Origin of the sequence: Streptomyces alfalfae (assembly GCF_004127445.1) — a bacterium.
GTDB lineage: Bacteria > Actinomycetota > Actinomycetes > Streptomycetales > Streptomycetaceae > Streptomyces > Streptomyces alfalfae.
In genome coordinates this window covers 35,915-61,489 of the sequence record NZ_QEXM01000029.1, presented here as the reverse complement: position 1 = coordinate 61,489, position 25,575 = coordinate 35,915, and the positions used below count along the sequence as shown (strand labels likewise).

General features: G+C 71.9%; 22 protein-coding genes. 13 read left to right on the top strand and 9 right to left on the bottom strand.

Annotation, left to right across the window (positions count from 1 at the left end; translation table 11 throughout):
* Window positions 1-148: 148 nt before the first annotated feature.
* Together scy and mce are read right to left on the bottom strand one after the other, a co-directional pair.
* Entirely contained in the window at window positions 149-4,186 is a 4,038-nt protein-coding gene (scy, locus tag DCW30_RS12835) for a polarized growth protein Scy (RefSeq protein ID WP_119271236.1), read from the bottom strand.
* Between the two features lie 229 nt (window positions 4,187-4,415).
* Complete coding sequence (gene mce, locus DCW30_RS12830; RefSeq protein ID WP_062774097.1) at window positions 4,416-4,856, bottom strand: methylmalonyl-CoA epimerase; 441 nt, start codon at window positions 4,854-4,856, stop codon at window positions 4,416-4,418.
* A gap of 136 nt (window positions 4,857-4,992) precedes the next feature.
* Between mce and DCW30_RS12825 the strand changes: the two genes are divergently transcribed.
* Window positions 4,993-6,195 carry an acetyl-CoA C-acetyltransferase gene (locus DCW30_RS12825; RefSeq protein WP_076684451.1) on the top strand — a complete coding sequence of 401 codons (1,203 nt, stop codon included), beginning with the start codon at window positions 4,993-4,995 and terminating at the stop codon, window positions 6,193-6,195.
* 48 nt (window positions 6,196-6,243) lie between these two features.
* Entirely contained in the window at window positions 6,244-7,200 is a 957-nt protein-coding gene (gene meaB / locus DCW30_RS12820) for a methylmalonyl Co-A mutase-associated GTPase MeaB (RefSeq protein WP_062774101.1), read from the top strand.
* Between the two features lie 138 nt (window positions 7,201-7,338).
* Here meaB and DCW30_RS12815 read toward each other — a convergent pair whose 3' ends face one another.
* A complete protein-coding gene (locus DCW30_RS12815) occupies window positions 7,339-8,055 on the bottom strand; it encodes a PepSY domain-containing protein (RefSeq protein ID WP_076684449.1) in 717 nt (238 codons plus the stop codon).
* Between the two features lie 149 nt (window positions 8,056-8,204).
* On the opposite strand from DCW30_RS12815, the gene DCW30_RS12810 reads away from it, so the two are divergent.
* Window positions 8,205-8,924, top strand: coding sequence for a response regulator transcription factor (locus tag DCW30_RS12810; protein WP_076684447.1), 720 nt, complete (start codon window positions 8,205-8,207; stop codon window positions 8,922-8,924).
* A complete protein-coding gene (locus tag DCW30_RS12805) occupies window positions 8,921-10,396 on the top strand; it encodes a sensor histidine kinase (RefSeq protein ID WP_076684444.1) in 1,476 nt (491 codons plus the stop codon). The genes DCW30_RS12810 and DCW30_RS12805 overlap by 4 nt, the downstream gene beginning before the upstream one ends.
* A gap of 42 nt (window positions 10,397-10,438) precedes the next feature.
* Here the strand turns inward: DCW30_RS12805 and DCW30_RS12800 are convergent, their stop codons facing one another.
* The 4 genes from DCW30_RS12800 to DCW30_RS12785 all read right to left on the bottom strand — a co-directional run bounded on the left by DCW30_RS12800 (window position 10,439) and on the right by DCW30_RS12785 (window position 13,127).
* On the bottom strand, window positions 10,439-10,915 hold the full coding sequence (locus DCW30_RS12800; RefSeq protein ID WP_062774110.1) for a MarR family winged helix-turn-helix transcriptional regulator: 477 nt from the start codon (window positions 10,913-10,915) through the stop codon (window positions 10,439-10,441).
* Between the two features lie 118 nt (window positions 10,916-11,033).
* Complete coding sequence (locus tag DCW30_RS12795) at window positions 11,034-11,789, bottom strand: AIM24 family protein (RefSeq protein ID WP_062774210.1); 756 nt, start codon at window positions 11,787-11,789, stop codon at window positions 11,034-11,036.
* A 47-nt stretch (window positions 11,790-11,836) separates the two neighbouring features.
* The gene (locus tag DCW30_RS12790; RefSeq protein WP_076684442.1) at window positions 11,837-12,487 is read right to left on the bottom strand and encodes an AIM24 family protein; all 651 of its coding nucleotides are present in this window, start codon (window positions 12,485-12,487) and stop codon (window positions 11,837-11,839) included.
* A 1-nt stretch (window position 12,488) separates the two neighbouring features.
* Complete coding sequence (locus DCW30_RS12785) at window positions 12,489-13,127, bottom strand: AIM24 family protein (RefSeq protein WP_076684440.1); 639 nt, start codon at window positions 13,125-13,127, stop codon at window positions 12,489-12,491.
* A 164-nt stretch (window positions 13,128-13,291) separates the two neighbouring features.
* On the opposite strand from DCW30_RS12785, the gene DCW30_RS12780 reads away from it, so the two are divergent.
* The 4 genes from DCW30_RS12780 to glxA all read left to right on the top strand — a co-directional run bounded on the left by DCW30_RS12780 (window position 13,292) and on the right by glxA (window position 17,951).
* Window positions 13,292-13,636 (top strand): DUF3817 domain-containing protein, encoded by a 345-nt coding sequence (locus DCW30_RS12780; protein ID WP_076684438.1) that lies wholly within the window; start codon window positions 13,292-13,294, stop codon window positions 13,634-13,636.
* Window positions 13,633-13,926, top strand: coding sequence for an MTH1187 family thiamine-binding protein (locus tag DCW30_RS12775; protein ID WP_062774119.1), 294 nt, complete (start codon window positions 13,633-13,635; stop codon window positions 13,924-13,926). Before DCW30_RS12780 ends, DCW30_RS12775 begins: the two co-directional genes overlap by 4 nt.
* A 272-nt stretch (window positions 13,927-14,198) precedes the next feature.
* Window positions 14,199-15,980 (top strand): glycosyltransferase family 2 protein, encoded by a 1,782-nt coding sequence (locus tag DCW30_RS12770; RefSeq protein WP_076688880.1) that lies wholly within the window; start codon window positions 14,199-14,201, stop codon window positions 15,978-15,980.
* A 3-nt stretch (window positions 15,981-15,983) separates the two neighbouring features.
* Window positions 15,984-17,951, top strand: coding sequence for a radical copper oxidase GlxA (gene glxA / locus DCW30_RS12765; RefSeq protein ID WP_076684435.1), 1,968 nt, complete (start codon window positions 15,984-15,986; stop codon window positions 17,949-17,951).
* Window positions 17,952-17,990: 39 nt separating this feature from the next.
* On the opposite strand, the gene DCW30_RS12760 is transcribed toward glxA, so the two are convergent.
* Window positions 17,991-19,028: a glycoside hydrolase family 6 protein gene (locus tag DCW30_RS12760; protein ID WP_076684433.1), complete on the bottom strand. Its 1,038-nt coding sequence runs from the start codon at window positions 19,026-19,028 to the stop codon at window positions 17,991-17,993.
* A 277-nt stretch (window positions 19,029-19,305) separates the two neighbouring features.
* Here DCW30_RS12760 and DCW30_RS12755 point away from each other — a divergent pair, with 277 nt between their 5' ends.
* From DCW30_RS12755 to DCW30_RS12740, 4 genes are all read left to right on the top strand, one after another.
* On the top strand, window positions 19,306-19,815 hold the full coding sequence (locus DCW30_RS12755) for a MarR family winged helix-turn-helix transcriptional regulator (RefSeq protein WP_062774126.1): 510 nt from the start codon (window positions 19,306-19,308) through the stop codon (window positions 19,813-19,815).
* Window positions 19,816-19,881: 66 nt separating this feature from the next.
* The gene (locus DCW30_RS12750) at window positions 19,882-20,214 is read left to right on the top strand and encodes a DUF3817 domain-containing protein (protein WP_076684431.1); all 333 of its coding nucleotides are present in this window, start codon (window positions 19,882-19,884) and stop codon (window positions 20,212-20,214) included.
* An 82-nt stretch (window positions 20,215-20,296) separates the two neighbouring features.
* Window positions 20,297-21,997 carry a coenzyme B12-dependent isobutyryl-CoA mutase large subunit gene (locus DCW30_RS12745; protein WP_076684429.1) on the top strand — a complete coding sequence of 567 codons (1,701 nt, stop codon included), beginning with the start codon at window positions 20,297-20,299 and terminating at the stop codon, window positions 21,995-21,997.
* 261 nt (window positions 21,998-22,258) lie between these two features.
* A complete protein-coding gene (locus DCW30_RS12740; protein ID WP_079249997.1) occupies window positions 22,259-23,368 on the top strand; it encodes an alpha/beta fold hydrolase in 1,110 nt (369 codons plus the stop codon).
* Between the two features lie 60 nt (window positions 23,369-23,428).
* Here the strand turns inward: DCW30_RS12740 and DCW30_RS12735 are convergent, their stop codons facing one another.
* Complete coding sequence (locus DCW30_RS12735) at window positions 23,429-24,061, bottom strand: TetR/AcrR family transcriptional regulator (protein ID WP_103557610.1); 633 nt, start codon at window positions 24,059-24,061, stop codon at window positions 23,429-23,431.
* 338 nt (window positions 24,062-24,399) lie between these two features.
* Between DCW30_RS12735 and DCW30_RS12730 the strand changes: the two genes are divergently transcribed.
* Window positions 24,400-25,383 (top strand): tetratricopeptide repeat protein, encoded by a 984-nt coding sequence (locus DCW30_RS12730; RefSeq protein ID WP_076684427.1) that lies wholly within the window; start codon window positions 24,400-24,402, stop codon window positions 25,381-25,383.
* Window positions 25,384-25,575 lie beyond the last annotated feature (192 nt).

Below are 25,575 nucleotides of genomic sequence, written 5' to 3'. Positions count from 1 at the left end.
TAAGGGAATCCTAGGGGTCAAGGCGGCGTGTCATCGAGCAGATGCCCGTTTGATCTGGAGAATGACACCCCTTTTGAGTGGCTAACCGGCAGAGCCCTTGCCAGCGACAGGGCCGAAGGTCCTCACAAGCATGCTTGTCGCGCTTTGGCTAGCTTTCTGACTGCTTGCCACCCGAACGGGTCGAGCCCGCCGCGGCTCCCGCCTTGACGCCGCCCGACGCCGAACCGCCACCGGACGCGGACTTCCCGCCGCCTGACGGAGCCTCAAGGGACCCCAGCGCCTCAAGGACGTCCTGGACCCGGGAGATCTCCGCGTTGATGTCGTCGCGGCGCCGCACCAGGATTTCGAGCTCGCGCTTGCCCTCCTCGACCACGCGGGTGGCCTCGGCCTCGGCCTCCGCCTTGATCCGCTCGGCCTCGCCGACCAGCGAGGCCTTCTTCGTCTCGGCCTCCTTGAGCAGCCCCTCGGCCTTCTTCACGGCGGCGATCCGGACCTTGCTCGCCTCGGACGTCGCGTCGGAGACCATCTCCTTGGCCTTCGCCTGGGCCTCGGCGAGCTGCTCCTCCGCGGCCTTCACCAGCGCGTCGCAGCGCTCGCCCGCGGACTTCATCGCCTCGGCGGACTCGCGGCGCGCACGCTCGTGCAGCTCCTCGATCTCGGCGGTGATCCGGTCGCGCTGCTCCTCGGAGCGCTCCCTTATGGCGGTCGCGTCGCGGCGGGCGCCGACCAGCAGCTCGTCCGCGTCCGTACGCGCCTTCTCCACCCGGGAGTTGCCCTCGATGGTCGCCTCCGCGATCAGGCGGTCGGCCTCCTTGCGGGCCGCGCCGACCATCGTGTCGGCCTGCGCCTCGGCGTCCGTGGTCGCCTTGAGCGCCTTCTCCTGGGCGTCCGCCGTCAGCTTCTCCGCCTCGGCGGCGGCCTCCGTGATGAGCGTGTCGACCTGCTCGGCGGCCTCCTGGCGACGCTTGTTGGCCTCCTTGCGGGCCTCGTCCAGGGTGCGCTCGGCCTCCTGGCGCGCCTCGGCGGTGAGCCGCTCGGCCTCCTTCGCCGCGTCCGCCTTGACGCGCTCGGACTCGCCGCGGATCCGCTCGGCGTGCTGCTGCGCGGAGTTCACCGTCTCCGCGGCCTCGGCGCGCAGCCGCTCGGCGTCGCCCGTCGCGTCCGAGATGAGCTTCTCGGCCTTGGCCACGGACTCCGCGCGGACCCGCTCGGCCTCCGCGGTCGTCTCGGCCTTCAGCCGCTCCGCCTCGGCGACGGCCTCCGCGCGGACCCGCTCGGCCTCCGCCGTCGAGTCGGCCCGCAGCTGCTCGGCCTCCGCCGTGGACTCCGTCCGCAGCCGCTCGGCCTGCTCGACGGCCTCCGTGCGGACGCGCTCGGCCTCCGCGTTCGTCTCGTTCTGCAGCCGCTCGGCCTCGCTGCGCGCCTCGCCGATCAACGTGTCGGCCTGGGCGGCGGCGTCGCCGCGGATGCGGTTGGCGTCCTCACGGGCGTCGGCACGCGTACGGGCCGCGTCGTGTTCCGCCGACGCCTTGGTGTCGGAGGCCTCCGTGCGCACCCGCTGGACGTACTCCGAGGCGTCCGAACGCAGCCGCTCGGACTCCGCGATCGCCTCGGCCACCGTGCGCTCGGCCAGCTCCTTGGCGGCCTCCGCGGCCTCCGTCGCCTCCTGCCGGGTGCGGAGGGCGTCCTCACCGGCGCGCTCCCGCTCGGCGTAGGCGTCGGAGCGGACGCGGTCGGCCTCCTCCTGCGCCTCCGTCCGCGTGCGCTCGGCGGCGTGCTCGGCGGCCGAGCGCAGGCCCGCGACCTCTTCCTGCGCCGCCTCGTGCAGACCCGCCACGGAGTCCCGTACGGACTGGGCGGTCTGCTCGGCGGCCGAGACCAGCTCGGTCGCCCTGCGGTCGGCCTCCTCGACCAGCCGCACCGCCTCGGCCTGCGCCTCCTCGACCCGCTTACGGGCCGAGGCCAGCAGCTCCTCGCTCTGCTCGCGGGCCCGCTCACGCTCCTGGTCGGCCTCCGCGCGCGCCGAGCCCAGCGTCTCCTCGGCCTCGCGGCGGCGCCGCGCGGCCTCCTCCTGGGCGGCGGACAGGGCCTCGGCGGCCTCCGCGCCCACGCGCTCGGCGGCCGAAGCGGCCTCCGCGCGGACCCGGTCGGCGGACTCCTGCGCCTCGGTCTTCAGCCGCTCGGCCTCGGCGGCGGCCTCCGAACGCAGCCGCACGGCGAGCGCCTCGCCCTCCGCGCGCGACTGCGAGGCGTCCGCGGCGGCCTCCGTGCGCAGCCGCTCGGCCTCGGTCTCGGCCTGCGCCTGGAGCGTGCGGACGCGCTCGGCGGACTCCGCACGCAGCCGGTCGGTCTCCTCCGTGGCCTCCTTGCGCAGGCGCTCGGCCTGCTCACGGGCGTCGGTGAGGGCCTGCTCGGCCGCGCTCAGCCGCTCCTCGGCCTCCGTGTGCAGCCGTGTCAGCTCCTCGGCGGCCTCGGCCTGCCGTGCCGCTATGGCCCGCTCGGTCTCCTCGTGCAGCGCCCGCGCGGCCTCCTCGGCCTCGGTCCGCGTCGCCTCGGCCTGCTCGGCGGCCTCCTCGCGGTGCCGCTCGGCCTCCGCGCGGGTGCGCTCCAGGGTCTCCTCGGCCTGCTTGCGCAGGGACGTGGCGCGCTCGACGGCCTCGGCGCGGACCCGGTCGCTCTCGGTGGTCGCCGCCGTCCGCAGCTCCTCGGCGTCGGCCTTCGCCTTGGCGAGCAGCTCCTCGGCGGACTTGGCCGCCTCCTCGATCTCCTTGACCGCCTCGCGCCGCGCCTCGCCGCGGATGCGCTCGCCCTCGGAGACCGCGTCCGCGCGCAGCTGCTCGGCCTCGCCGCGCAGCCTGCGCGCCTCCTCCTGCAGCTCGACGGTCTTGGCGCGGTACTCCTTGGTGTCGTCCTTCGCCGCGCCCTTGAGCTCCTCGGCGATGTCGTGCGCCTCGGCCCGCAGCCGGTCCGCCTCGGTCTCCGCCTCCGTACGGATCCGCTCGGCTTCCTCGGTGGCGGCCTTCGTCGTCTCCTTGGCGTTCTTGGAGGCCTTGTCCAGGACCTCCTCGGCGGTCCGCGCCGCCTTGGCGAGCTGGCCCGCGGTCTCCTCGGCGGTGATCGTGCGCGCCTTCTCGGCGGCCTCCGCGATCAGCTTCTCGGCCTCCGCGCGGGCGTCGGCGATGAGCTGCTCGGCCTCCGACTTCGCGGACTCCGCGTCCTTAGTGGCCTCGCTGACGAGCCGCGCGACCTGCTCCTTGGCCGTACGCGTGCGCTGCTCACCGGCGGTCTCCGCCGCCGCGATCTGCTTGGCGGCGGCGTCCTTGGCCTCGGCGAGGACCTTCTCGGCCTCCGCCCGCGCCTCGCGCAGCGCCGTGTCGGCCTCGGCCATGCGCTGCTCGGCGACCCGGCCGGCCTCCGCGGCCCTGCGGCGGGCCTGCTCGGACTCCTCGGCGGTGGTGGAGCGGAGCTGTTCGGCGTGGTCGGTGGCCTCCTGGGCCTGGGTGGAGGCGGCGTTCAGGAGGCGCTCGGCGTCGGTGCGGGCCCTGCGGAGCAGTGCCTCGGCCTCGGCGCGCGCGGCCTCGGCGTCGCTCGCGAGCCTGCGGCGGGCCTGCTCGGCGACGCGCTCGGCCTCGGCGCGGGCGGCGGCCAGGGCCTGCTCGGCCTCGGCGCGCGACTCGTCCAGGAGCCGGCGGGCCTGCTGCTCGGTGCGGGCCCGCAGCTGCTCGGCCCACGCCACGTTCTCGTTGACGTGCGACTCGACGGTCTGGCGGCGCTCGGCCAGCTCCTGGTCGAGCTGCTGACGTCGCGACACGGCCTCGGCGTGCAGCTCGGACTGGAGCCTGGCCTGCTGCTCGGCGTGCTCCTGGAGGATGCGCTGGGTCTGCGCACGGGCCTCGCGCAGCTCCCGCTCGGCGTCCGCGCGCAGCTGGTCGGCCTGGACCTGGGCGTTACGGAGCATCTGCTCGGCCTGATAGCCGATGTCCGCGCTGTCGTAGGCAGGGCGGGACGCGAGGTTGCGGCGCGCCTCGTGCAGCTTGGCGCGCAACACCTCGACCTGGTAGCCGAGGTCCTCGGCGTGCTGAACGGCCTTCTCCCGATCAGTCTTCAGCCGGTCCATCTCGGCCTCGAACCGCGAAAGACTGTCGGTCTCAGCCCGCGAGCTCTCTTGGCGTTCGTAGCCCCGCACTGCGCGGTCCCATCCGTCCCCTGGTCGAAGTCTCCAACGAGCCTCGTTCATCCGCCGAACGAGGCCCCCGGGGGAATGGTGTCAGATCAACGGCGGAGCATGGGTTGCTGCCCCGACGCTCGTCCCCCGAAACCCGGACCCCGGCACGCGGCCGCCCAGCCTTCGGACGGCCTGCCGCCCCGACTTCGGACGGCCAGGCGCTAACCCTACCGGCCCGGATATACGGAGGTCAGTGCTCCTGGGACTCGGAGGGCGCCGAAGTGACGAGTTCGGTGAGGACACCGTGGCAGTCCTTGGGGTGGAGAAACGTGATCCGCGACCCCATGGAGCCGGTCCGCGGCTCGTCGTAGAGGACCCGTACGCCCTTGTCCTTGATCGCGGCGGCGTCGCCGTCCACGTCCGCGGTGCCGAAGGCGATGTGGTGCACGCCCTCGCCGTTCTTGGCCAGCCATTTGCCGACCGCGGAGTCGTCGCGGGTCGGTTCGAGCAGTTGCAGGTAGGAAGCGCCTCCGTCACTCGTCTCGTTAATCTTGAGCATGGCCTCCCGCACGCCCTGCTCCTCGTTGACTTCGGTGTGGAAGACGGTGAACCCGTACGTCTCCCGGTAGAACTCGACGGTCTTGTCGAGGTCGAAACAGGCGATCCCGATGTGATCGATTCGCGTCAGCATGTTTCAAGTGCAGCGCCTCGCACGGTGATTACGCAACGTGCGCGCGATCACACTCGTCGGCCGGTGACGGGCGGGGTACCGCTCAGTACATTCAGATAAACCCTCGTTAACTTCTCCTCCCAAGGGGCCGTGGCACATGTCTGGAACGACCGGTACCACCTCAGTGATCGTCGCGGGCGCGCGCACGCCCATGGGCCGCCTGCTCGGCTCCCTGAAGTCCTTCTCCGGCGCCGATCTGGGCGGCTTCGCGATCAAGGCCGCGCTGGACCGCGCCGGCATCGGCGGCGACCAGGTCCAGTACGTGATCATGGGCCAGGTGCTGACGGCCGGGGCGGGGCAGATCCCGGCGCGCCAGGCGGCGGTCAAGGCCGGCATCCCCATGAACGTCCCGGCACTCACCGTCAACAAGGTGTGCCTCTCGGGCCTCGACGCCATCGCCCTCGCCGACCAGCTCATTCGCGCGGGCGAATTCGACGTCGTCGTCGCCGGCGGCCAGGAGTCGATGACCAACGCCCCGCACCTGCTGCCCAAGTCCCGCGAGGGCCACAAGTACGGCGCGATCGAGATGCTCGACTCCATGGCGTACGACGGCCTGACCGACTCCTTCGACGGCGTCGCGATGGGCGAGTCGACCGAGAAGCACAACACCCGCCTCGGCATCCGCCGCCCCGAGCAGGACGAGGTGGCCGCGCTCTCGCACCAGCGCGCCGCCGCCGCCGAGAAGAACGGCCTGTTCGAGGCCGAGATCACCCCGGTGGAGATCCCGCAGCGCAAGGGCGACCCGGTGCTCTTCGCCAAGGACGAGGGCATCCGCCCCGAGACCACCGCCGAGTCGCTCGGCAAGCTGCGCCCCGCCTTCGCCAAGGACGGCACGATCACCGCGGGCACCTCCTCGCAGATCTCCGACGGCGCCGCCGCCGTGGTCGTCATGTCCAAGGCCAAGGCCGAGGAGCTGGGCCTGGACTGGATCGCCGAGATCGGCGCCCACGGCAACGTGGCGGGCCCGGACAGCTCCCTGCAGTCCCAGCCGTCCAACGCCATCAAGCACGCCCTGAAGAAGGAGGGCCTGGCGGTCGAGGACCTGGACCTCATCGAGATCAACGAGGCCTTCGCCGCGGTCGCGGTGCAGTCAATGAAGGACCTCGGGGTTTCCCCGGAAAAGGTGAATGTCAACGGCGGCGCCATCGCCCTGGGCCACCCGATCGGGATGTCCGGCGCCCGCGTCGTGCTGCACCTCGCCCTCGAACTGAAGCGGCGCGGCGGCGGCGTGGGCGCGGCGGCGCTGTGCGGCGGCGGCGGCCAGGGCGACGCCCTGATCATCAAGGTGGGCAAGAGCTGAGCCACCCTCCCGCCGTCTCGTACGCAGTGAAGTGAACGGAGCTGTCACATGCAGGACGTCCCCTCCCTGGTGGCGCGGGCCCGCGAGGGCGGGCCACGGGCCGTGGCCCGGCTGATCTCCCTGGTCGAAGGGGCGTCGCCGCAGCTCAGGGAGGTGATGGCGGCGCTGGCCCCGCTGGCGGGCAACGCCTATGTGGTGGGCCTGACGGGATCGCCCGGCGTCGGCAAGTCCACGTCGACGTCCGCGCTGGTCAGCGCCTACCGGCGGGCGGGGAAGCGGGTCGGCGTGCTCGCCGTGGACCCCTCGTCGCCGTTCTCCGGCGGCGCGCTGCTCGGCGACCGGGTGCGGATGTCGGAACACGCCTCCGACCCCGGCGTCTACATCCGCTCCATGGCCACGCGCGGCCACCTCGGCGGGCTCGCCTGGGCGGCCCCGCAGGCGATCCGCGTCCTGGACGCGGCGGGCTGCGACGTGGTGCTGGTGGAGACCGTCGGCGTCGGCCAGTCCGAGGTGGACATCGCCTCGCAGGCGGACACCTCCGTGGTCCTGCTCGCGCCCGGCATGGGCGACGGCATCCAGGCGGCCAAGGCCGGAATCCTGGAGATCGGCGACGTGTACGTCGTCAACAAGGCGGACCGCGACGGCGCCGACGCCACCGCCCGCGAGCTGAACCACATGCTCGGCCTCGGCGAGTCCCGGGGCGCGGGCGACTGGCGGCCGCCCATCGTGAAGACGGTCGCGGCCCGCGGCGAGGGCATCGACGAGGTCGTCGAGGCGCTGGAGAAGCACCGGGCCTGGATGGAGGAGCGGGGCGTCCTCACCGAGCGGCGGACCGCGCGGGCCGCGCGCGAGGTGGAGACCATCGCGGTCACCGCGCTGCGGGAGCGGATCGGCTCGCTGCACGGCGACCGCAGGCTCTCCGCGCTCGCGGAGCGGATCGTGGCCGGGGAGCTCGACCCGTACGCGGCGGCGGACGAACTGGTCGAGGGCGTCACCGCGGGCTGACGCCACGGGCCGGGACATGGGCCTGGACATGGACCGAGGGGCGGCGTCAGTGACGCCGCCCCTCGGGGGTGGTGCGGGGGGCTGCGGGGGCCTGTGAGCCCCGCGCGGCCGGCCAGGGGGGTCCTGGGTCCCGGAACGTCAGTCGTCCGAGCCGTCGTCGTCCGAGCCGTCGTGGTCCTGGCCGTCACGGTCGTCGTGGCTGTCGGAGCGGTCGGCGGTGACCTTGCCGTTCGTCAGGCCGACGTGCCAGTCGGCCTCGGCGCCCTTGGCGCCGGTCGTCTCCACGTCCCAGACACCGGCCTTGCCGTCGTCGTCCAGGTCCACGGAGGTCACCGTGCCCTTGTCGGCGGCGGCCCGCGCGGCGTCGGCGGCGCTGGTGGACGCGCCCTTGAGCGCGGAGTTCACCCGGGCGGCGTCCGCGGCGTCGTCACCGTCGTCGTCCTTGTCCACCCAGGACCCGAGGACCTTGCCGGTGCCGGGGTCGACCTCGACGTTGTGCCAGGCGCCGCCCTTCAGTACGTCGACGTCCCAGACCAGGCCGCCGTCCTCGTCGTCGAGCTCGGCGGAGACCGCGGTGCCGGAGGTGTCGGCGAGGGCCGCCTTGATCGCGTCCGCGGCCGTCACCTTGGCGGCCTTGGCCTCGGCGGTGTTCTCGGCGGCGTCGTCGCGGTCGTCCTTGCGGTCGTCGCGGTCGTCGTCCTTGCCGTCGTCGTCCTTGCGGTCGTCGTTCTTCAGCTGGACGCTCGACTTGGCCGCAGCGCCGTCGTCGTCACCGCCGGTCGCGAAGGCGGTGGCGGTGCCGCCGCCGATCAGGGCCGCGGCGGCGACGGTGGCGATGACGAGGTTGCGCTTCATGAGGGTCCTCCCGAGAAAGTGGGCGGTACGGGCGGCGGCCGGGGCCGCTGCCGTTCGCTTTCGACATGGACCAATCTGGCGGACCGACCCTGAACCGGAGCTGAAGCCGCCTGAAGGACTCTTCAGGTTGGCTCTGACACCCTGGGGCCATGCGCCCACCCGCCTCCCACCACCACCCTGCCGGAGGCGCCACGCGCCACACCTATCGACTCTTGATCGTGGAGGACGAGAAGCGGCTCGCCCTGTCGCTCGCCAAGGGCCTGACCGCCGAGGGCTTCGCCGTGGACGTCGTCCACGACGGCCTCGACGGGCTGCACCGCGCGAGCGAGGGCACGTACGACCTGGTCGTCCTCGACATCATGCTCCCCGGCATGAACGGCTACCGGGTCTGCGCCGCGCTGCGCGCGGCCGGGAACGACGTGCCGATCCTGATGCTCACGGCGAAGGACGGCGAGTACGACGAGGCGGAGGGCCTGGACACGGGGGCCGACGACTACCTGACCAAGCCGTTCTCGTACGTGGTGCTCGTGGCCCGCGTGAAGGCGCTGCTGCGCCGCCGCGGCACCACGGGCCCGTCCCCGGTCCACACCCTGGGCGACCTCAGCGTCGACACGGCGGCGCGCCGGGTCATGCGGGGCGAGGACGAGATCGCCCTCACCGCCAAGGAGTTCGCGGTCCTCGAACAGCTCGTGCTGCGGGCCGGGGAGGTCGTCTCCAAGGGCGACATCCTGGAGCACGTCTGGGACTTCGCCTACGAGGGGGACCCCAACATCGTCGAGGTGTACGTGAGCACCCTGCGCCGCAAGCTGGGCGCGGCCCTCATCAAGACGGTGCGCGGCGCCGGCTACCGCCTGGAGGTCCCGCGATGAGGCGGGCGTTCGCCTCCGTCCGGGCCAGGGCCACGCTCGGCGCGAGCCTGGTCGTCGCCCTCGCCCTGGTCGCCGCGGGCGCCGCCGTGCTGCTCGCGCTGCGCGCCAATCTGACGGCGCAGGCGGAGGGCCGTGCCGACTCCGCGGCCCGCGAGGTCGCCACGCAGCTCCTGGCGGGCCGGCCGTACGCGGAACTCGACCTGCCGGAAGAGGACGAGAACCCCGTACAGGTGGTCGACGACCGGCGCAGGCTGCTCGCCGCGAGCGAGGACCTGGAGCGGATCAGCGGCGCCGGGACGGCGGCGGTCAAGCCAGTGGCGGGCTCCGGCGGCGACGGCACGCGCGACGGACAGGCCGACGGCACGCGCGACGGACAGGCCGACGGCACGGGCCACGGGGACGCGGACGAGGCGTCCGAGCCCGGTGAGATCGATGACGACGTCGAGTACAGCTCCGGCTCGGCCACCGTCGACGGCGACCGCGCCGACTACCGCTTCGCCGCGGTCGAGGTGAGCACGGAGGACCGCGGCGACCTCACCGTCTACGCGGGCGGCTCGCTCGCCGACGAACAGAGCGCGGTGTCCACGGCCCTGACGTCGATGCTGATCGGCTTCCCGCTGCTGCTCGCGGTCGTCGCGGGCGTCACCTGGCTGGTGACGCGCCGCGCGCTGCGGCCGGTGGCGGCCATCACCGCGGAGATGTCCGCGATCACCGCCTCCGAGGACCTGGCGCGCCGGGTGCCCGAACCGGACACGCACGACGAGATCGCCCGCCTGGCCCGTACGACGAACGAGACGCTCACCGCCCTGCAGACCTCGGTGGAGCGGCAGCGGCGCTTCGTGGCGGACGCCTCGCACGAACTGCGCAGCCCCATCGCCTCGCTCCGCACCCAGCTGGAGGTGGGCGCGGCGCACCCCGCGCTGCTCGACGTCGAGGGGGCGGTCGAGGACACCGTGCGGCTCCAGGAACTCGCCGCCGACCTGCTGCTCCTCGCCCGCCTCGACGCGGGGGAGAAGCCCGGCGAGGCGCGCGTGGACCTGGCGGCCCTCGTCGGCGAGGAGCTGTCGCAGCGGACACGGGACCGCGTGGAGGTGCGCACGGAACTGCGGAGCGTGGAGGTCTCGGGGTCCCGGAGCCAGCTCGCCCGCGTGCTCGGCAACCTGCTGAACAACGCCCAGCGGCACGCCCGCTCCCAGGTCACGGTCGCCACCAGGGCCGATGGCGCGTGGGCGGTCCTCGCGGTGTCCGACGACGGCGAGGGCGTGCCGCCGGACGAACGGGAGCGGATCTTCGAACGGTTCGTGCGCCTGGACGATGCCCGCACCCGTGACGAGGGCGGGGCCGGCCTCGGTCTCGCGATCGCCCGGGACGTGGCGGCACGGCACGGCGGCACGCTCATGGTCAGGGAGGCGCCGTCCGGTGGTGCGCTCTTCGAACTCCGGCTGCCGGGACCGGCCGTCACCCGTCGGTGAACCGGGGCGGGTGGAGGCGGGCGCGGCGGTCCTGCCGGGTGGTCAGGGCTTGCCGCGCTGGGACCGCAGATGCTCCGCGATCGGCGTCAGGGCCTTGTGCAGCTCGCTGAGCGCCTCGGGCGAGACGAGGTCGACGAAGTGCCGCCGGACGGAGGCGACGTGGTGCGGGGCCACCCTCCGCATGGTCTCCATGCCGTCCTCGGTGAGGACGGTGTAGAGGCCGCGCCGGTCGGACTCGCAGTTCTCGCGGCGCACCAGGCCCGCGTTCTCCATGCGGGTGATCTGGTGGGACAGCCGGCTCTTGGACTGGAGGGTGGCGGCGGCGAGATCGCTCATCCGCATCCGCAGCTCGTCCGATTCGGAGAGGTGCACGAGAATGTCGTAGTCGTTCATGGTCAGGTTGAACGGCTGGAGGTCTTTTTCGAGCTGATACGTCAGCATCCTGTTGACCTCTACGTGGGTGCGCCAAGCGCACTGTTCCTCGTCGGTCAGCCACTGCGGGGCCGTCTCGGTCTCCATGGAATCGATTCTACCTAAGAAGTTGAAAGGTGAACGAACGGGGAAATGTGACACGGCTCGCACCCCAGTCGGCACTGAGGCGCACAGGCGTTCGCCGTCACACTCCGCAGACTACCGCTCACAGCCCGAAGCGACGCTGGAGGTCCCCCAGTTGTCCGGGAAGACGCGGTGCGCCGCTTTGCTGTCCCGCTCCGCCCGGCGCGCTCCCCGCGCCCGGCACGCCCGCCTGCCGCGGTACCTCCCCGGACGCCTGCTCGGGCAGCAGCGCCTCGGTGGACTGCAGCAGCACGGTGCCCGCGCCGACGAACTCGAATTGGTGCTCCTCCCCGGACGTCCCCCCGATGCCGGTCAGTGCCCGCACGCCGCCGATCACGCCCGTCAGGTAACCGTGGTCGTAGTGATGGCAGGGCGAGGGGCAGTCGGCCCAGCCCACCAGGGCCTGGGGGTCGACCCGGATCGGCGGTTCCATGAACACCACGGGACCGTTCGACGCGGCCACGAACTTGCCCGTCCCGATGAGCGTCAGGAAGCCGGGCACGATCGATTGCTTCAGCGCGAGAGTTGGCTGAAAAGCGAGGAGGTTGCCCGAGCGAATGGTCAGGTTGCCCTCATCGAGGTCGTACGAATTCACGTCGAAGGCCCGGTCGGCGAGGAGCATCTTGCCCTGGCCCTCCGCCACCACCCAGTCACTCGCGTGCAGCGGCGAATGAAAACTGGTCCGGACCAGCCGGTCCAGACGGCCGTGCCCGATGCCGTTGAACTCCATCCGCCCGTAGTAGGCGATCATCTTCCCCTTCTGCAGGAACCACTGGCTCCCCTTGAGCTCCACGCAGAAGGTGTACGCGTTCACGTTGTCGTCGCTCGGCAGCGTCATCGGGTCGAAGACGGCCGGGGCGCCCGCGGGGGTCGAGACGTTCGGGTTCACAGCTTCTCCTCCGAGGCCTGCACATACACCGAGCCGGCGCCCGACAGCTCCAGCTGGAACGCCTCGCCGGAGCCGCGCCCCACCATGTCGCGCCAGCCGAGCGCCGTGGACAGCCGGTTGCGGATGTCGCCGTGGTGCGCCACATACGCCTGCGGGTCGACGTGGACCGGGCGCTGGGGGGTGATCGGCACCTCGACGACTCCGCCGTGCGCCATGACGGCCACCGCGCCGTGCCCCTTCAGGGTCGTGGTGAACAGGCCCTGGCCGCTGACCTGGCCGCGCACCATGCCCATGACGCCGCCCTGGGAGCCCATGAACATCGTGCCCTGCTGGAGCGTGCCGTCGAAGGCCAGCAGCCGGTCGGCCTCCACATAGAGGGTGTCCCCGGCCAGGGTGATCACCTGGATGTGGTGGCCGCCGTGCCCGAAGAGGACCGTGCCCGCGCCGTCCACGGTCATCAGGGGCGTCGCCTCGCCCGCGGCCCTGCGGCCGATCATGGACATCAGGCCGCCCTGTCCGCCCTGGATGTTCGGGGTGAAGGAGACGTCGCCCTTGTAGGCGAGCATGGCGCCGCGCTGGCTGAAGATCTTGGCGCCCGGCTGGACGGTGGCCTCGACCATCTTGGAGTTGATCTCTCGGAAGGGCATGTCAGACGTCCCCCGCGATCGTGGTGCGCTCACTGGGCTGGACATAGACGAGGCCCTCGCCCTCGAAGCGGATCTGGAAGGCCTCGCCGCCGCCCTCGCCCATGAAGGTGCGGAAGGTCACGCCGGACTGGAAGCTCTGGCGCACCTCCCCTTGGTGGGCGATATAGGCGCCGGGGTCCACCGTCAGCGGATACTGCCGCGAGACCCGCAGCACCACCGCCGGACCGTCGGAGACGATCGCCGCCTGGCCGGTGCCCTCGACGGTCGTGGTGAACAGGCCGTTGCCCTGCGAGGCGCCGCGCAGCCCCGTGAAGCTCGTGCCCGTACGCAGGCCGGCGTCGGCGCACAGCAGATTGCCCGCCTCCACGTACAGCTTGTCGCCCTGGAGCCGCACGAGGTTGATCTCGGTGGCCCGGTCGGCGAACCAGCAGGTGCCGTGCCCCTTCACCTCCATCACCGTCATCTGCTCGCCGGTGACGCGGCGCGTGACCATGCCGCGGATGCCCTCGCCGCCGCCGGTCATCTTCTTGAAGGCCATCTGACCGTCATAGGCGATCATCGAGCCGTTCTTCGCCTTCACGGCGTCGCCGGTCATGTCGACGGCGAGCACTCTGCTCCCTTGGAGCCGGAACGTAGCCACGAATCGACGGTAGCCGCCGCGTGCCCACGCGGAACAGGGTGAAGGGCCCTGAGCGCACCCCGAGAAGACCCCGATGTCACAATGGGGGTCGCTTGTGCGTCCGTTCACAAGATCAGGTCGCCGAGCCCCCGCCCTCTTCCGCCGCCCCTCACCGAAGGTGACCCGTGGACATCAAGACTGCCGCTGCCCTGCACCGACTCCGACTCGTCTCGATCCCGGAAGCCATCTCGTTCCCGATCCTGCTGGTCTGCTCGGTGCTCAAGCGGACCACCGACTTCAACGGGGTCCCGGTGATGGGATGGATCCACGCGATCCTCTTCCTCGCCTACGTCGTCTTCCTGCTCGACGCCTGGAACCGCACGAAGTGGCCGTGGAAGACCGCCGCGGTGTACTTCCTGCTCGCGATCCCGCCCTTCGGCGGCATCTTCGCCGAGCGCAAGCTGAAGCGTGAGGCCGAGGCCGCGGTCATCGCCTCGCGCGCCCGCCGCGAGGGGGTCGTGAACGCATGATCGTCGCTTTCTCCGTGACGCCCCTCGGCGTCGGCGAGGACGTCGGGGAGTACGTGGCCGACGCGGTGCGCGTCGTCCGCGAGTCGGGGCTGCCGAACCGGACCGACGCGATGTTCACCTCCGTCGAGGGCGAGTGGGACGAGGTCATGGACGTCGTCAAGCGCGCCGTGGCGGCGGTCGAGGCGCGGGCGCCCCGCGTCTCCGTCGTCATGAAGGCGGACATCCGCCCCGGCGTGACCGACGGCCTCTCCGCCAAGGTCGCGACCGTGGAGCGCCACCTCTCCGCGTAGCACCCCCGCCCCCCGGCCAAGCCCCCGTCTCACGGCGGGGGCTTTCGCGTGCCCGGCGGGCGCGCCCCGCGGGAACGAGCAGAAGCCTGAGCCCCTCGCAACCGCACCAAAACGGCCCAACCTAAAACCCCTCACACGGACGCGCCCGGTTCGACACGCCGGTCAAACTCCACTTCTGTGTGGTTATCGGATCGTTCTGAATCGACGTTCGACGACGCAACCTGGAGGGCGCTGTGCGGCAGCCGGAGGGCTACGACTACGAGACCCACAGCATGCTCGCGGGCGCGCTCACCGAGCCGGGCCGCGGCACGGGCAAGGGCAAGGGGGACGGCGCAGGCGCCTACCAGGTCCAGTACCGCAAGCTGCTCGCGGGCGAACCGCACCGGATACGGGCCGTGCTCCTGATGACGCTGGCCCCGGTGCTCACCGGCCTCCTGCTCGTCTACCTCGTCTGGCCCACCCACTGGACCGAACGCGAGGGCGGCGAGAGATGGCTCGTCGGCCTGGACGTCACGATGCTCGTGGCGATCGGCCTGATCGAGCTGTTCATGCTGGTCAACGTCGTGTCGATCGCCCACGCCACGATGGTCGCGCGGGACCCCGTCCCGGTGTTCCCCGAGAAGGGCACCCGCGTCGCGTTCCTCACCACGTACGTCCCCGGCAAGGAACCCCTCTCCATGGTCCGGGCGACCCTGGAAGGCGCGGTGCGGGTCCACCACACCGGCCCCCTCGACGTCTGGCTCCTGGACGAGGGCGACGACCCCGGCGCCAGGGCCCTCTGCGCGGAACTGGGCGTCAAGCACTTCACGCGCCTCGGCGTGCCGGAGTGGAACCGCGACAAGGGCCCCCACAAGAAGCGCACCAAGCACGGCAACTACAACGCCTGGCTGGCGATGCACCACGCGGAGTACGACTTCTTCGCCTCCGTCGACACCGACCACGTACCGCTCCCCAACTTCCTGGAGCGGATGATGGGCTACTTCCGCGACCCCGACGTGGCGTTCGTCGTCGGGCCGCAGGTCTACGGCAACTACGAGACGCCCGTCACCAAGGCCGCCGAGTCCCAGCAGTTCCTCTTCCACGCGCTCATCCAGCGCGCGGGCAACCGCTACCGCGCGCCCATGTTCGTCGGCACCAACAACGTCGTACGCATCACGGCGCTCACCCAGGTGGGCGGCCTGTACGACTCCATCACCGAGGACATGGCGACCGGCTTCGAGCTGCACCGCCGCCGCAACCCGCTCACGCGCAGGCACTGGCGCTCCGTCTACACCCCCGACGTCCTCGCCGTGGGCGAGGGCCCGGCCTCCTGGACGGACTTCTTCACCCAGCAGATGCGCTGGTCGCGCGGCACCTACGAGACGCTGTTCAAGCAGTACTGGCGGGCGCCCTTCTCGATGCCGCCGGGGCGGCTCCTCTCGTACACCCTGATGCTCGTCTACTACCCGATGACGGCGGTGAACTGGCTGCTCGGCGTGCTCAGCTGCGTCCTGTTCCTCTGGTTCGGCGCGTCGGGCACGCAGGTGGCGGCCTCCGTGTGGCTCATGCTCTACAGCGACGCCGCCGCCCTCCAGATCTGCCTCTACCTCTGGAACCGCAGGCACAACGTCTCCCCGCACGAGCCCGAGGGCTCCGGGGGCCTCGCCGGCATGGCCATGTCGGCGCTCTCCGCGCCCGTCTACGCCAAGTCCCTCGGCGCGGCCGTCGTGCGCCGCCCGAGCCGCTTCGTCGTCACCCCCAAGGGCGGCGACGCGAGCCCCGACCGGCTGCTGACCTTCCGCATCCACCTCTTCTGGGCTGCGGTGCTCACCGTCTCGCTCGCCGCCTCCTTCGCCCTCGGCCACACCCACGCCGCCATGCGCACCTGGGCCGCCCTCGCCCTCGCCATCTCCCTGGCGCCGGTCTCCGTCTGGCTCTGCACCCGGTTCACGGAGGGCAGGGCGGACCGGCGGGCCCAGCAGGAGCTGCGGGAGGCCTCCGCGCGGACGGCCGCGAAGACGGACGGAGAACCGGAGCCGGCGTTCGCCACCGGCACCACCACAGGAGGGAACTGAGCCATGGCCTACCGGCCCTCGCGGCGCACCAGGAAGACGCTCATCGGAGTCGGCGCGGGCACCCTGCTCGTCGGGCTGAACGCCCCCGCCGCGCTCTCCTTCGCCGAGGAGCAGTACCACGAGTACAAGATCGCCCAGCCCGGTTACAAGGCGAGGTACGGCTCCTGGAAGCAGGTCGACATCCCCGAGGAGTTCCGCACCAACGCCATCCACGCCGCGCTGCTGCACACCGGCAAGGTGCTGATCGTCGCGGGCTCCGGCAACGAGCAGAAGAAGTTCGACGCGGGCTCCTTCGACACCGTCCTGTGGGACCCGAAGAACAACACCTTCAAGAAGATCCCGACGCCCGAGGACTTCTTCTGCTCCGGGCACGCCCAGCTCCCCGACGGCCGCCTCCTCGTGGCGGGCGGCACCGCGCGCTACGAACTGCTCGACGGCGAGGTGGAGCGGGCGGGCGGCGGCATGCGGGTCAAGAACGAGAACCCCGACAAGGCCGTCGTCCTCAAGAAGGGCACGCGGTTCCGCTCGCCCTCGGGCATCAGTTACGTCAGCAAGTTCGACGTGCACGTCCCCAAGGCCACCCGGGACTTCGAGATCAAGTACTCCGAGTCCGGCGCCATGAAGCCCTGGAAGACGAAGATCAAGGCGAGCGAGGCGCGGGTCTTCGTCGAGGCGCTGGAGCCGGGCGAGGAGTCGGTCAACGACAAGTCGGCCCAGTACGAGATCGAGGGCCTGACCGGGGACGAGGCCGACAACACGTACGGCATCGCCGAGAAGATCGACATGGAGAAGCAGGACTTCCAGGGGATCAAGGCGGCGTACGAGTTCGACCCGCGGGCCGAGAGGTACGTCCCGGTGGAGCCGATGAAGAAGGCCCGCTGGTACCCCACGCTCGTCGGCCTGGAGGACGGCAAGGTGCTCGCGGTCTCCGGGCTCGACGACGTGGGCATGATCGACCCCGGGGACAACGAGATCTACGACCCGAAGACCAAGAAGTGGACGGACGGCCCCAAGCGGTACTTCCCGACCTACCCCGCCCTCTTCCTCACCAAGGGCGGCAAGCTGTTCTACCCGGCCTCCAACGCGGGCTACGGCCCCGCCGACAAGGGTCGCGAGCCGGGCCTGTGGGACCTGGAGACCAACACGTTCACGAAGGTCCCCGGGCTGACCGACACGGACCAGACCGAGACGTCGGCCTCCGTGCTGCTGCCGCCCGCGCAGGACCAGAAGGTGATGATCCTGGGCGGCGGGGGAGTGGGCGAGTCGGAGAAGTCGACGGGGCGCACCGCCGTGATCGACCTCAAGGAGGAGAACCCGTCCTTCAAGACGGGGCCCGATCTGCCGCAGGGCACGCGCTACCTGAACAGCGTGATCATGCCGGACGACTCGGTGTTCACCTCCAACGGGTCGTCGGACTACCGCGGGCGCGGCGCCAGCAACATCCTGAAGGCGCAGTTCTACGACCCGAGGACCAACTCCTTCCGCGCGGCGGCGTCACCCAAGGTGGGCCGCAACTACCACTCCGAGGCGCTGCTGCTGCCCGACGGCCGCGTGGTCACCTTCGGCTCGGACCCGCTGTACGACAACGAGCAGAACACCAAGCTCGGCCACTTCGAGCAGCGCATGGAGGTCTTCACGCCGCCGTCGCTGCACAAGGGCGGCAAGAACCGCCCGGTGCTCGGCGCCGGACCCGAGCAGCTCGCGGCGGACGGGCGCGCGACGTTCCGCACCGAGCGCCCCGGGGACATCGCGTCGGCCCGTCTGATGCGCCCGAGCGCCGTGACGCACACGACGGACGTCGAGCAGCGGTCCATCGCCCTGCGGCTCACCCGCGGCAAGGGCGAGGTGACGGTCGACGTGCCGCGCGAGGACGCGGCGCTGGTGCCGCCCGGCTGGTACATGCTGTTCGTCACGGACAAGGACGGGACGTCGTCCGAGGCCAAGTGGATCCACGTGGGACCGAAGAAGTGACCCGGCGGCGGGTCTCGCCGGCGACGCCGCCGGGCGGCCTCACGCCTCCTTGGCGTTGCGGGCGAGGCCCAGCGCGTAGTCCGGCCACCACTGGCCCGCCTCCGGGCCGCCCCGGCAGGGGCCGTCGGAGTCGCCGGGGCGCTTGATCCACAGGACGGCGTCGAGCAGCGGGTCGTCCGTGCGGTCGGTCGGCGGGGTGCCGAGGCCGCGTCCCGGCGGGTTGCACCAGGCGTCCTGCCGGTCGCCGGCGAGCGGGCCCCTGCCGTTGCGGCTGGTGTCCATGACGAAGTGCTTGCCGCCGACCGCCGCCGACAGCGTGTGTCCGTACGCCTTGGTGGTCCGGTCGCTCTGGAAGTTGGAGACGTTCAGCGAGAAGCCGTCGGCCTGGGCGACGCCCGCCTGCCGGAGCGGCTCGGAGAGCTTGTGCGGGTCGGTGATCCAGCCGGGGTTGCCCGCGTCGAGGTACACCTTCACGTCCGGCTGCCGCTTGAACCGCTGGATCGCCTCGGAGAGCAGCTGGTAGCGGTCGGCGTGGTACTCCTGCGGGGTGCAGCCGTCCACGATGTGCGGGATCGCGTCGGGTTCGAGGATGACCAGCGCCGGGGCGTCGCCGATGGCCTCGGCGAAGCTGTCCACCCAGCCCCGGTAGGCCTCGGCGCTGCCCGCGCCGCCCGCGGAGTGCTGGCCGCAGTCGCGGTGCGGGATGTTGTACGCGACGAGCACGGCCGTGCGGCCCTCCTTCGCCGCGCCCTCGGTGGCCGCCCTGACGTCGGACGCCGGGTCGTCCCCCGCGGGCCAGATGGCCATGGGCCGCTCGGAGATCCGCCTCAGCGCCTCCGCGTCCCGCTCGCGCCCCTCGCGCCGCCACTCCTCGACCTGGCGGGCCGCGGGGCTGTCGGGGTCGACCCAGAACGTGCTCGGCGGCGCCTTCGACCCCTCGGCGGCCGGGCTCGTGGCGGCGGCGCCCTCGGGCCGCGCGGCACCGGCCTCGGCCCCGGGCCCCGACGAGCAGCCCGTCGTGAGGGCGAGGGCGGTGAGAGCCGTGAGTGCCGTGAACGTGGGGAGCAGCCGGTGCATCCAGACCCCTTGGGCGACGTGACGGGCGGCGTGGGCGGGCGACGCGAGAGCGGGCGACGAACGGGCGGTGGCGGCCGACGGGACGGGCAGTCGGCGTGACGGGCAGTCAGCCCGGCAATCGTTGCACAGCGGGACATTTCTGACCTTGTGCCACACCGGCGGTGCGCTCGATGCCGGGGTGGGTCCGCTCGTGCGCGCCGGGGCCGGGCTCCGGGCGGGCCTTCCGAATCGCGAGACGGGGCTGACCACCATATGACCGGCGGGTAAGGTCTTTGGCGTGCCGAAGCCGCTCAGCCTTCCCTTCGATCCGATCGCCCGCGCCGACGAGCTCTGGAAGCAGCGCTGGGGATCGGTGCCGGCCATGGGCGCGATCACCTCCATCATGCGCGCGCACCAGATCCTGCTCGCCGAGGTCGACGCCGTCGTCAAGCCGTACGGACTGACCTTCGCGCGCTACGAGGCGCTGGTGCTCCTCACCTTCTCGCAGGCCGGCGAGCTGCCGATGTCGAAGATCGGCGAGCGGCTCATGGTGCACCCCACCTCCGTCACCAACACCGTCGACCGCCTCGTGAAGTCCGGCCTCGTCGACAAGCGGCCGAACCCGAACGACGGCCGCGGCACCCTCGCCTCCATCACCGGGAAGGGCCGCGAGGTCGTCGAGGCCGCCACGCGCGAGCTGATGGCGATGGACTTCGGGCTCGGGGCGTACGACGCCGAGGAGTGCGGGGAGATCTTCGCGATGCTGCGCCCGCTGCGGATCGCCGCGCGGGACTTCGAGGAGAAGTAGAGCCGTCCGCTCCGTTCCGCCGGGGGCGGCGAAGATCGCGCGAGACGGGCCGTTACGCTCGTACGCATGAAATCCAGCGTGCTGACCCGCTACCGGGTGATGGCCTATGTCACCGCCGTCATGCTCCTCATCCTGTGCGCCTGCATGGTGGCCAAGTACGGCTTCGGCACGGGTGAGGGCCTGACCCTGGTCGTCTCCCAGGTCCACGGTGTCCTGTACATCATCTATCTGATCTTCGCCTTCGACCTGGGCTCCAAGGCGAAGTGGCCGTTCGGCAAGCTGCTGTGGCTGCTCGTCTCCGGCACCATCCCGACCGCCGCGTTCTTCGTCGAGCGCAAGGTCGCGCGCGAGGTGCAGCCCCTGATCACCGACGGCTCGCCGGTCGCCGCCAGGGCGTAACCGCCCCGGATGACACCGCCACGGGCAACCCGTGGCGGTCAGCCATCGACTTTTACTAGGACGTCCTAGTAAATTCAGGGGTATGGACGCTGACGCGATCGAGGAAGGCCGCCGCCGCTGGCAGGCCCGTTACGACAAGGCCCGCAAGCGTGACGCGGACTTCACCACGCTCTCCGGCGACCCGGTCGACCCGGTCTACGGGCCGCGGCCCGGCGACACGTACGAAGGGTTCGAGCGGATCGGCTGGCCGGGGGAGTACCCCTTCACGCGCGGGCTCTACCCCACCGGGTACCGCGGCCGGACCTGGACCATCCGCCAGTTCGCGGGCTTCGGCAACGCCGAGCAGACGAACGAGCGCTACAAGATGATCCTGGCCAACGGCGGCGGCGGCCTCTCGGTCGCCTTCGACATGCCGACCCTCATGGGCCGCGACTCCGACGACCCGCGCTCGCTCGGCGAGGTCGGCCACTGCGGCGTCGCCATCGACTCCGCCGCCGACATGGAGGTCCTCTTCAAGGACATCCCGCTCGGCGACGTCACGACCTCCATGACGATCAGCGGGCCCGCCGTGCCCGTCTTCTGCATGTACCTGGTCGCAGCCGAGCGCCAGGGCGTCGACCCCGGCGTCCTCAACGGCACGCTCCAGACGGACATCTTCAAGGAGTACATCGCGCAGAAGGAGTGGCTCTTCCAGCCCGAGCCGCACCTGCGCCTCATCGGCGACCTGATGGAGCACTGCGCGCGCGACATCCCCGCGTACAAGCCGCTCTCCGTCTCCGGGTACCACATCCGTGAGGCGGGCGCGACGGCCGCTCAGGAGCTGGCCTACACCCTCGCGGACGGCTTCGGATACGTGGAGCTGGGGCTCAGCCGCGGCCTCGACGTGGACGTCTTCGCCCCCGGTCTCTCCTTCTTCTTCGACGCGCACGTCGACTTCTTCGAGGAGATCGCGAAGTTCCGCGCGGCCCGCCGCATCTGGGCCCGCTGGCTGCGCGACGAGTACGGGGCGCGGACCGACAAGGCCCAGTGGCTGCGCTTCCACACGCAGACCGCCGGCGTCTCGCTCACGGCCCAGCAGCCGTACAACAACGTCGTGCGGACGGCCGTCGAAGCCCTCGCGGCCGTCCTCGGCGGCACGAACTCCCTGCACACCAACGCCCTCGACGAGACCCTCGCCCTGCCCAGCGAGCAGGCCGCCGAGATCGCGCTGCGCACGCAGCAGGTGCTGATGGAGGAGACCGGCGTCGCGAACGTCGCGGACCCGCTGGGCGGCTCCTGGTACATCGAGCAGCTCACCGACCGCATCGAGGCCGACGCGGAGAAGATCTTCGAGCAGATCAAGGAGCGGGGACGGCGGGCCCGCCCCGACGGGCAGCACCCGATCGGTCCGATCACCTCCGGCATCCTGCGCGGCATCGAGGACGGCTGGTTCACCGGCGAGATCGCCGAGTCCGCCTTCCGGTACCAGCAGTCCCTGGAGAAGGGCGACAAGCGCGTCGTCGGCGTCAACTGCCACGAGGGCTCCGTCACCGGTGACCTGGAGATCCTGCGGGTCAGCCACGAGGTGGAGCGGGAGCAGGTCAAGGACCTCACGGCGCGCAAGGCCGGGCGGGACGACGCACGCGTGCGTGCCTCGCTCGACGCGATGCTCGCGGCGGCGCGGGACGGCTCCAACATGATCGCCCCCATGCTGGAGGCGGTCCGCGCGGAGGCGAGCCTCGGCGAGATCTGCGGGGTGCTCCGCGAGGAGTGGGGCGTGTATGTGGAGCCGCCGGGGTTCTAAGGGCTCGGGTCTCCTGCGGGCCGTGGGGGCTTGTCGCCCAATTCCCCGCGCCCCCGGGAGCCGCTGCCACCACCGGCACCGAGGGCCGCGCCCGAAGGGGCGCGGGGAACTGCGCGCTCAGCCCCCACGGCCCGCGGTGAAAGAGGGACACAGGGACGGGCGTCGCGGCCCCCAAGGGCCGCGGCGCGAAAAGGCAGGTTTAAGGCCCCCGGTCCAGGGCAGGCGCTCGGCCGGTCAACCGCCCCCGACCCTGGAGTAACCGTGACCTCGACCGGCCACGCCCGTACCGCCGCCGTCGCCATAGGAGCCGCCACCCTCACCGTCCTCGGCGCGCTCCTGGTGGGCGGCTCGGGCGAGGTCAGCGCGAGCCCGCCGCCCGAGCCGAAGGTGCAGGACGGCTTCGACTCGCTCGGCCCCGAGGTGCGGGCGGCGAGACTCGCCGGTGGACGGACGGCGCACTATTCGGACACCGGCAACGAGGACGGCCGCCCCGTCCTCTACATCGGCGGCACCGGCACCAGCGCCCGCGCCTCGCACATGACGGACTTCTTCCGCACCACCCGCGAGGACCTGGGCCTCCGCCTGATCTCCGTGGAGCGCAACGGCTTCGGCGACACCGAGTTCGACGCCGGCCTCGACAAGAGCGACTACGCCGAGGACGCCCTGGCCGTCATGGACCGCCTGAAGGTCGAGGACTTCACCGTGGTCGCCATCTCCGGGGGCGGCCCGTACGCCGCCGAACTCGCCGCCAGGGCCCCCGACCGCGTCTCGGCGCTGCACCTCGCCGCGGCCCTGCCGCCCTACGGCGCCGAGCCCGCGTTCTGCGCCATGGGCGACGAGGCGCTCGCCGACGCCGTGCGGGACCAGATCAAGGACCCGCGCAAGTGGTGGGCCTTCCCCGACGACAGCCCCGTGAAGTCGATACCGGGCTTCGCCGACACCGCGTACGAGGAGGGCGCGCGGACCTACAACCAGCGCGGCCAGCAGTCCGACCCGGCGCCCCAGGTCCACGAGCAGCGGCTGTACTGCGAGCGCCCGGGCCCCGACCTCTCCGGGCTGGATGCCCCCGTCTACCTCTACGGCGGCGAGAAGGACACCACCGTCCCGCCCGAGACCCTGAAGGCCTGGCAGCGCGAGCTGCCCGAGGCGCGCAAGGTGCGGACGTACGCCGACTCCGGCCACGACGTGCAGTACCGGCACTGGGACCAGATCCTGGTCGACATGGCGGGGCACGACGACCGCACGGTCGTCTGCAAGGACGGCGGCAAGGGCAAGGGCGGGCGCACGCGCGTGCTCGTCGCCCAGGAGGCGGACCGCCTCCTCGACAAGGGCCGTGCCACGCTCGGCAGCTGCGCCTGGGCGGAGAAGTGACCGGGCGGGCGTAGCCCAGCGGTGAAGTGACCGGCCGGGGGCGGCGGCGCCCCCGGCCGGTCACTGCGTCGCGGCGGCCGCCGCCAGGCCGTCGAGCAGCAGCAGCGTGAAGCGGCGGGCCCACTCCTCGTCGACGGGCTCCGCGCTGACCAGGGCCCGGTGGACCACCGCTCCGGCGATCACGTCGAAGATGAGGTCGGCCGTGCGCGCCGCCGCGACGCCGTCCGGCTCCGCGGGGAGTTCGCCCCGCGCCTGGGCCCGCTCGCGCCCCGCGAGGACCAGCCGCTTCTGACGGTCCACGATGGACGCCCGGATGCGGTGCCGCAGCGGCTCGTCCGTCGTGGACTCGGCGACGACCGCCATGAGGGCCGTCTTCGTCTCGGGCCGCCCGAGCAGCAGCGCGAACTGCAGGACCACGCCCTCGATGTCCGCGGCCAGGCTGCCCCTGTCCGGCAGCTCCAGCTCGTCGAAGAGCTCCGCCACCGCGTCCACGACCAGCTCGCTCTTGCCCGCCCAGCGCCGGTACAGCGTCGTCTTGGCGACCCCCGCCCGGGTGGCGACGGCGCCGAGCGTCAGCTTCGACCAGCCGATCTCGACGAGGACCTGCCGGGTCGCCTCCAGGATCGCGGCATCGGCCGCAGCGCTCCGCGGACGGCCGCCGGGGCGGTGGGCAGGCGTGGGGGGACTCTGCATGCCCGCGACCATACCGGCCAGTACGCACGGCTTCGGGGAGCCGAGTGAGGGAGATCACCGAGAGCGTCTTCCCAGGTCCGCGGCGCGCCAGTTACGCTACGACCCGTAGCGAAAGCTGTCCGGCGGCGGAAGCCGCCGGTGAGCACGGAGCGCGACCACACACGGAAAACAGAGCGCGACCACACACGATCACGCACGACCCAAGGCACGGGGTGGGGACCCCGGGCCGACCACCGGTCCTCCTCGGGACCTCGAAGCCGTGCCCCCTTGGCCCCCGTAATCCGGCGGGGAGTCACGGACGGGCACGGTTCGCCCACGGCTTGGGGGAGGATGTACTCATGCAGCCACGGAACATGTCCATGAGCGGAGTCGTCGACCTCGCCGCGGTGAAGGCGGCCCAGGAGGCCAAGGCGAAGGCGGAGCAGGCGCGCGCCGAAGCGGCCCGGCAGGGCGGGGGCGCGGCGGGCGCCGCCGTCTCCCCGTCGAGCCTGGTCATCGACGTCGACGAGGCGGGCTTCGAGCGAGAGGTCCTGCAGCGGTCCACCGAGGTCCCGGTCGTCATCGACTTCTGGGCCGAGTGGTGCGAGCCGTGCAAGCAGCTGGGCCCCCTCCTGGAGCGGCTCGCGCAGGAGTACAACGGCCGTTTCCTCCTCGCCAAGGTCGACGTCGACGCGAACCAGATGCTGATGCAGCAGTTCGGGATCCAGGGGATTCCGGCCGTCTTCGCGGTGGTCGCGGGGCAGGCCCTCCCCCTCTTCCAGGGTGCGGCGCCCGAGGCGCAGATCCGCCAGACCCTCGACCAGCTCATCCAGGTGGGCGAGGAGCGCTTCGGCCTGACGGGCCTCACCGTCGACCCCGCGGCCGAGGGCCAGGAGTCCGCCGCGGCGCCGGAGGCGCCGCCGGGTCCGTACGACGCGCTGCTCGAAGCGGCCGTCCAGGCGCTCGACGCGGGCGACCTCGCCGGCGCCGTCCAGGCGTACAAGAACGTGCTCAGCGACGACCCGGCCAACACCGAGGCCAAGCTCGGCCTCGCCCAGGCCGAACTGCTGGAGCGCGTCCAGAACCTCGACCCGCAGCAGGTCCGCAAGGAAGCCGCCGACAAGCCGGCCGACGTGTCGGCGCAGATCGCCGCCGCCGACCTGGACCTGGTGGGCGGTCACGTCGAGGACGCCTTCGGGCGGCTCATCGACACGGTGCGCCGCACGGCGGGCGACGACCGCGACAAGGCCCGGGTGCGCCTGCTCGAACTCTTCGAGGTGGTCGGCGGTGACGACCCGCGCGTGATCGCCTCGCGCACGGCCCTCGCCCGCGTCCTGTTCTGACCCCCGCGGGTGACCGGCCACGGACGTGCGCCGGCCCCCTCGGTCCCGGCTCTCGGCTGACCAGTCGCTAAACGCCGGGGCATGTGACACCGGAGTGAAGACGTCGCCCGCAGGGCGACACAGTGGCCGTGCTTTACCAAAACTTGGTAAACACGGCCACTGTTACTCCGAGTAAGGCGTGAACTTCCTTCT

Bases quoted from the DNA above. Each gene is read 5' to 3' on its own strand.
- DCW30_RS12790 (WP_076684442.1), bottom strand. From the start codon at position 12,487: ATGCCCTTCCGAGAGATCAACTCCAAGATGGTCGAGGCCACCGTCCAG.
- DCW30_RS12745 (WP_076684429.1), top strand. From the start codon at position 20,297: ATGGACGCTGACGCGATCGAGGAAGGCCGCCGCCGCTGGCAGGCCCGT.
- DCW30_RS12795 (WP_062774210.1), bottom strand. From the start codon at position 11,789: ATGACGCTGCCGAGCGACGACAACGTGAACGCGTACACCTTCTGCGTG.
- DCW30_RS12760 (WP_076684433.1), bottom strand. From the start codon at position 19,028: ATGCACCGGCTGCTCCCCACGTTCACGGCACTCACGGCTCTCACCGCC.
- mce (WP_062774097.1), bottom strand. From the start codon at position 4,856: ATGCTGACGCGAATCGATCACATCGGGATCGCCTGTTTCGACCTCGAC.
- meaB (WP_062774101.1), top strand. From the start codon at position 6,244: ATGCAGGACGTCCCCTCCCTGGTGGCGCGGGCCCGCGAGGGCGGGCCA.
- DCW30_RS12805 (WP_076684444.1), top strand. From the start codon at position 8,921: ATGAGGCGGGCGTTCGCCTCCGTCCGGGCCAGGGCCACGCTCGGCGCG.
- DCW30_RS12810 (WP_076684447.1), top strand. From the start codon at position 8,205: ATGCGCCCACCCGCCTCCCACCACCACCCTGCCGGAGGCGCCACGCGC.
- DCW30_RS12730 (WP_076684427.1), top strand. From the start codon at position 24,400: ATGCAGCCACGGAACATGTCCATGAGCGGAGTCGTCGACCTCGCCGCG.
- DCW30_RS12735 (WP_103557610.1), bottom strand. From the start codon at position 24,061: ATGCAGAGTCCCCCCACGCCTGCCCACCGCCCCGGCGGCCGTCCGCGG.
- DCW30_RS12775 (WP_062774119.1), top strand. From the start codon at position 13,633: ATGATCGTCGCTTTCTCCGTGACGCCCCTCGGCGTCGGCGAGGACGTC.
- glxA (WP_076684435.1), top strand. From the start codon at position 15,984: ATGGCCTACCGGCCCTCGCGGCGCACCAGGAAGACGCTCATCGGAGTC.
- DCW30_RS12825 (WP_076684451.1), top strand. From the start codon at position 4,993: ATGTCTGGAACGACCGGTACCACCTCAGTGATCGTCGCGGGCGCGCGC.
- DCW30_RS12750 (WP_076684431.1), top strand. From the start codon at position 19,882: ATGAAATCCAGCGTGCTGACCCGCTACCGGGTGATGGCCTATGTCACC.
- DCW30_RS12800 (WP_062774110.1), bottom strand. From the start codon at position 10,915: ATGGAGACCGAGACGGCCCCGCAGTGGCTGACCGACGAGGAACAGTGC.
- DCW30_RS12815 (WP_076684449.1), bottom strand. From the start codon at position 8,055: ATGAAGCGCAACCTCGTCATCGCCACCGTCGCCGCCGCGGCCCTGATC.
- DCW30_RS12770 (WP_076688880.1), top strand. From the start codon at position 14,199: ATGCTCGCGGGCGCGCTCACCGAGCCGGGCCGCGGCACGGGCAAGGGC.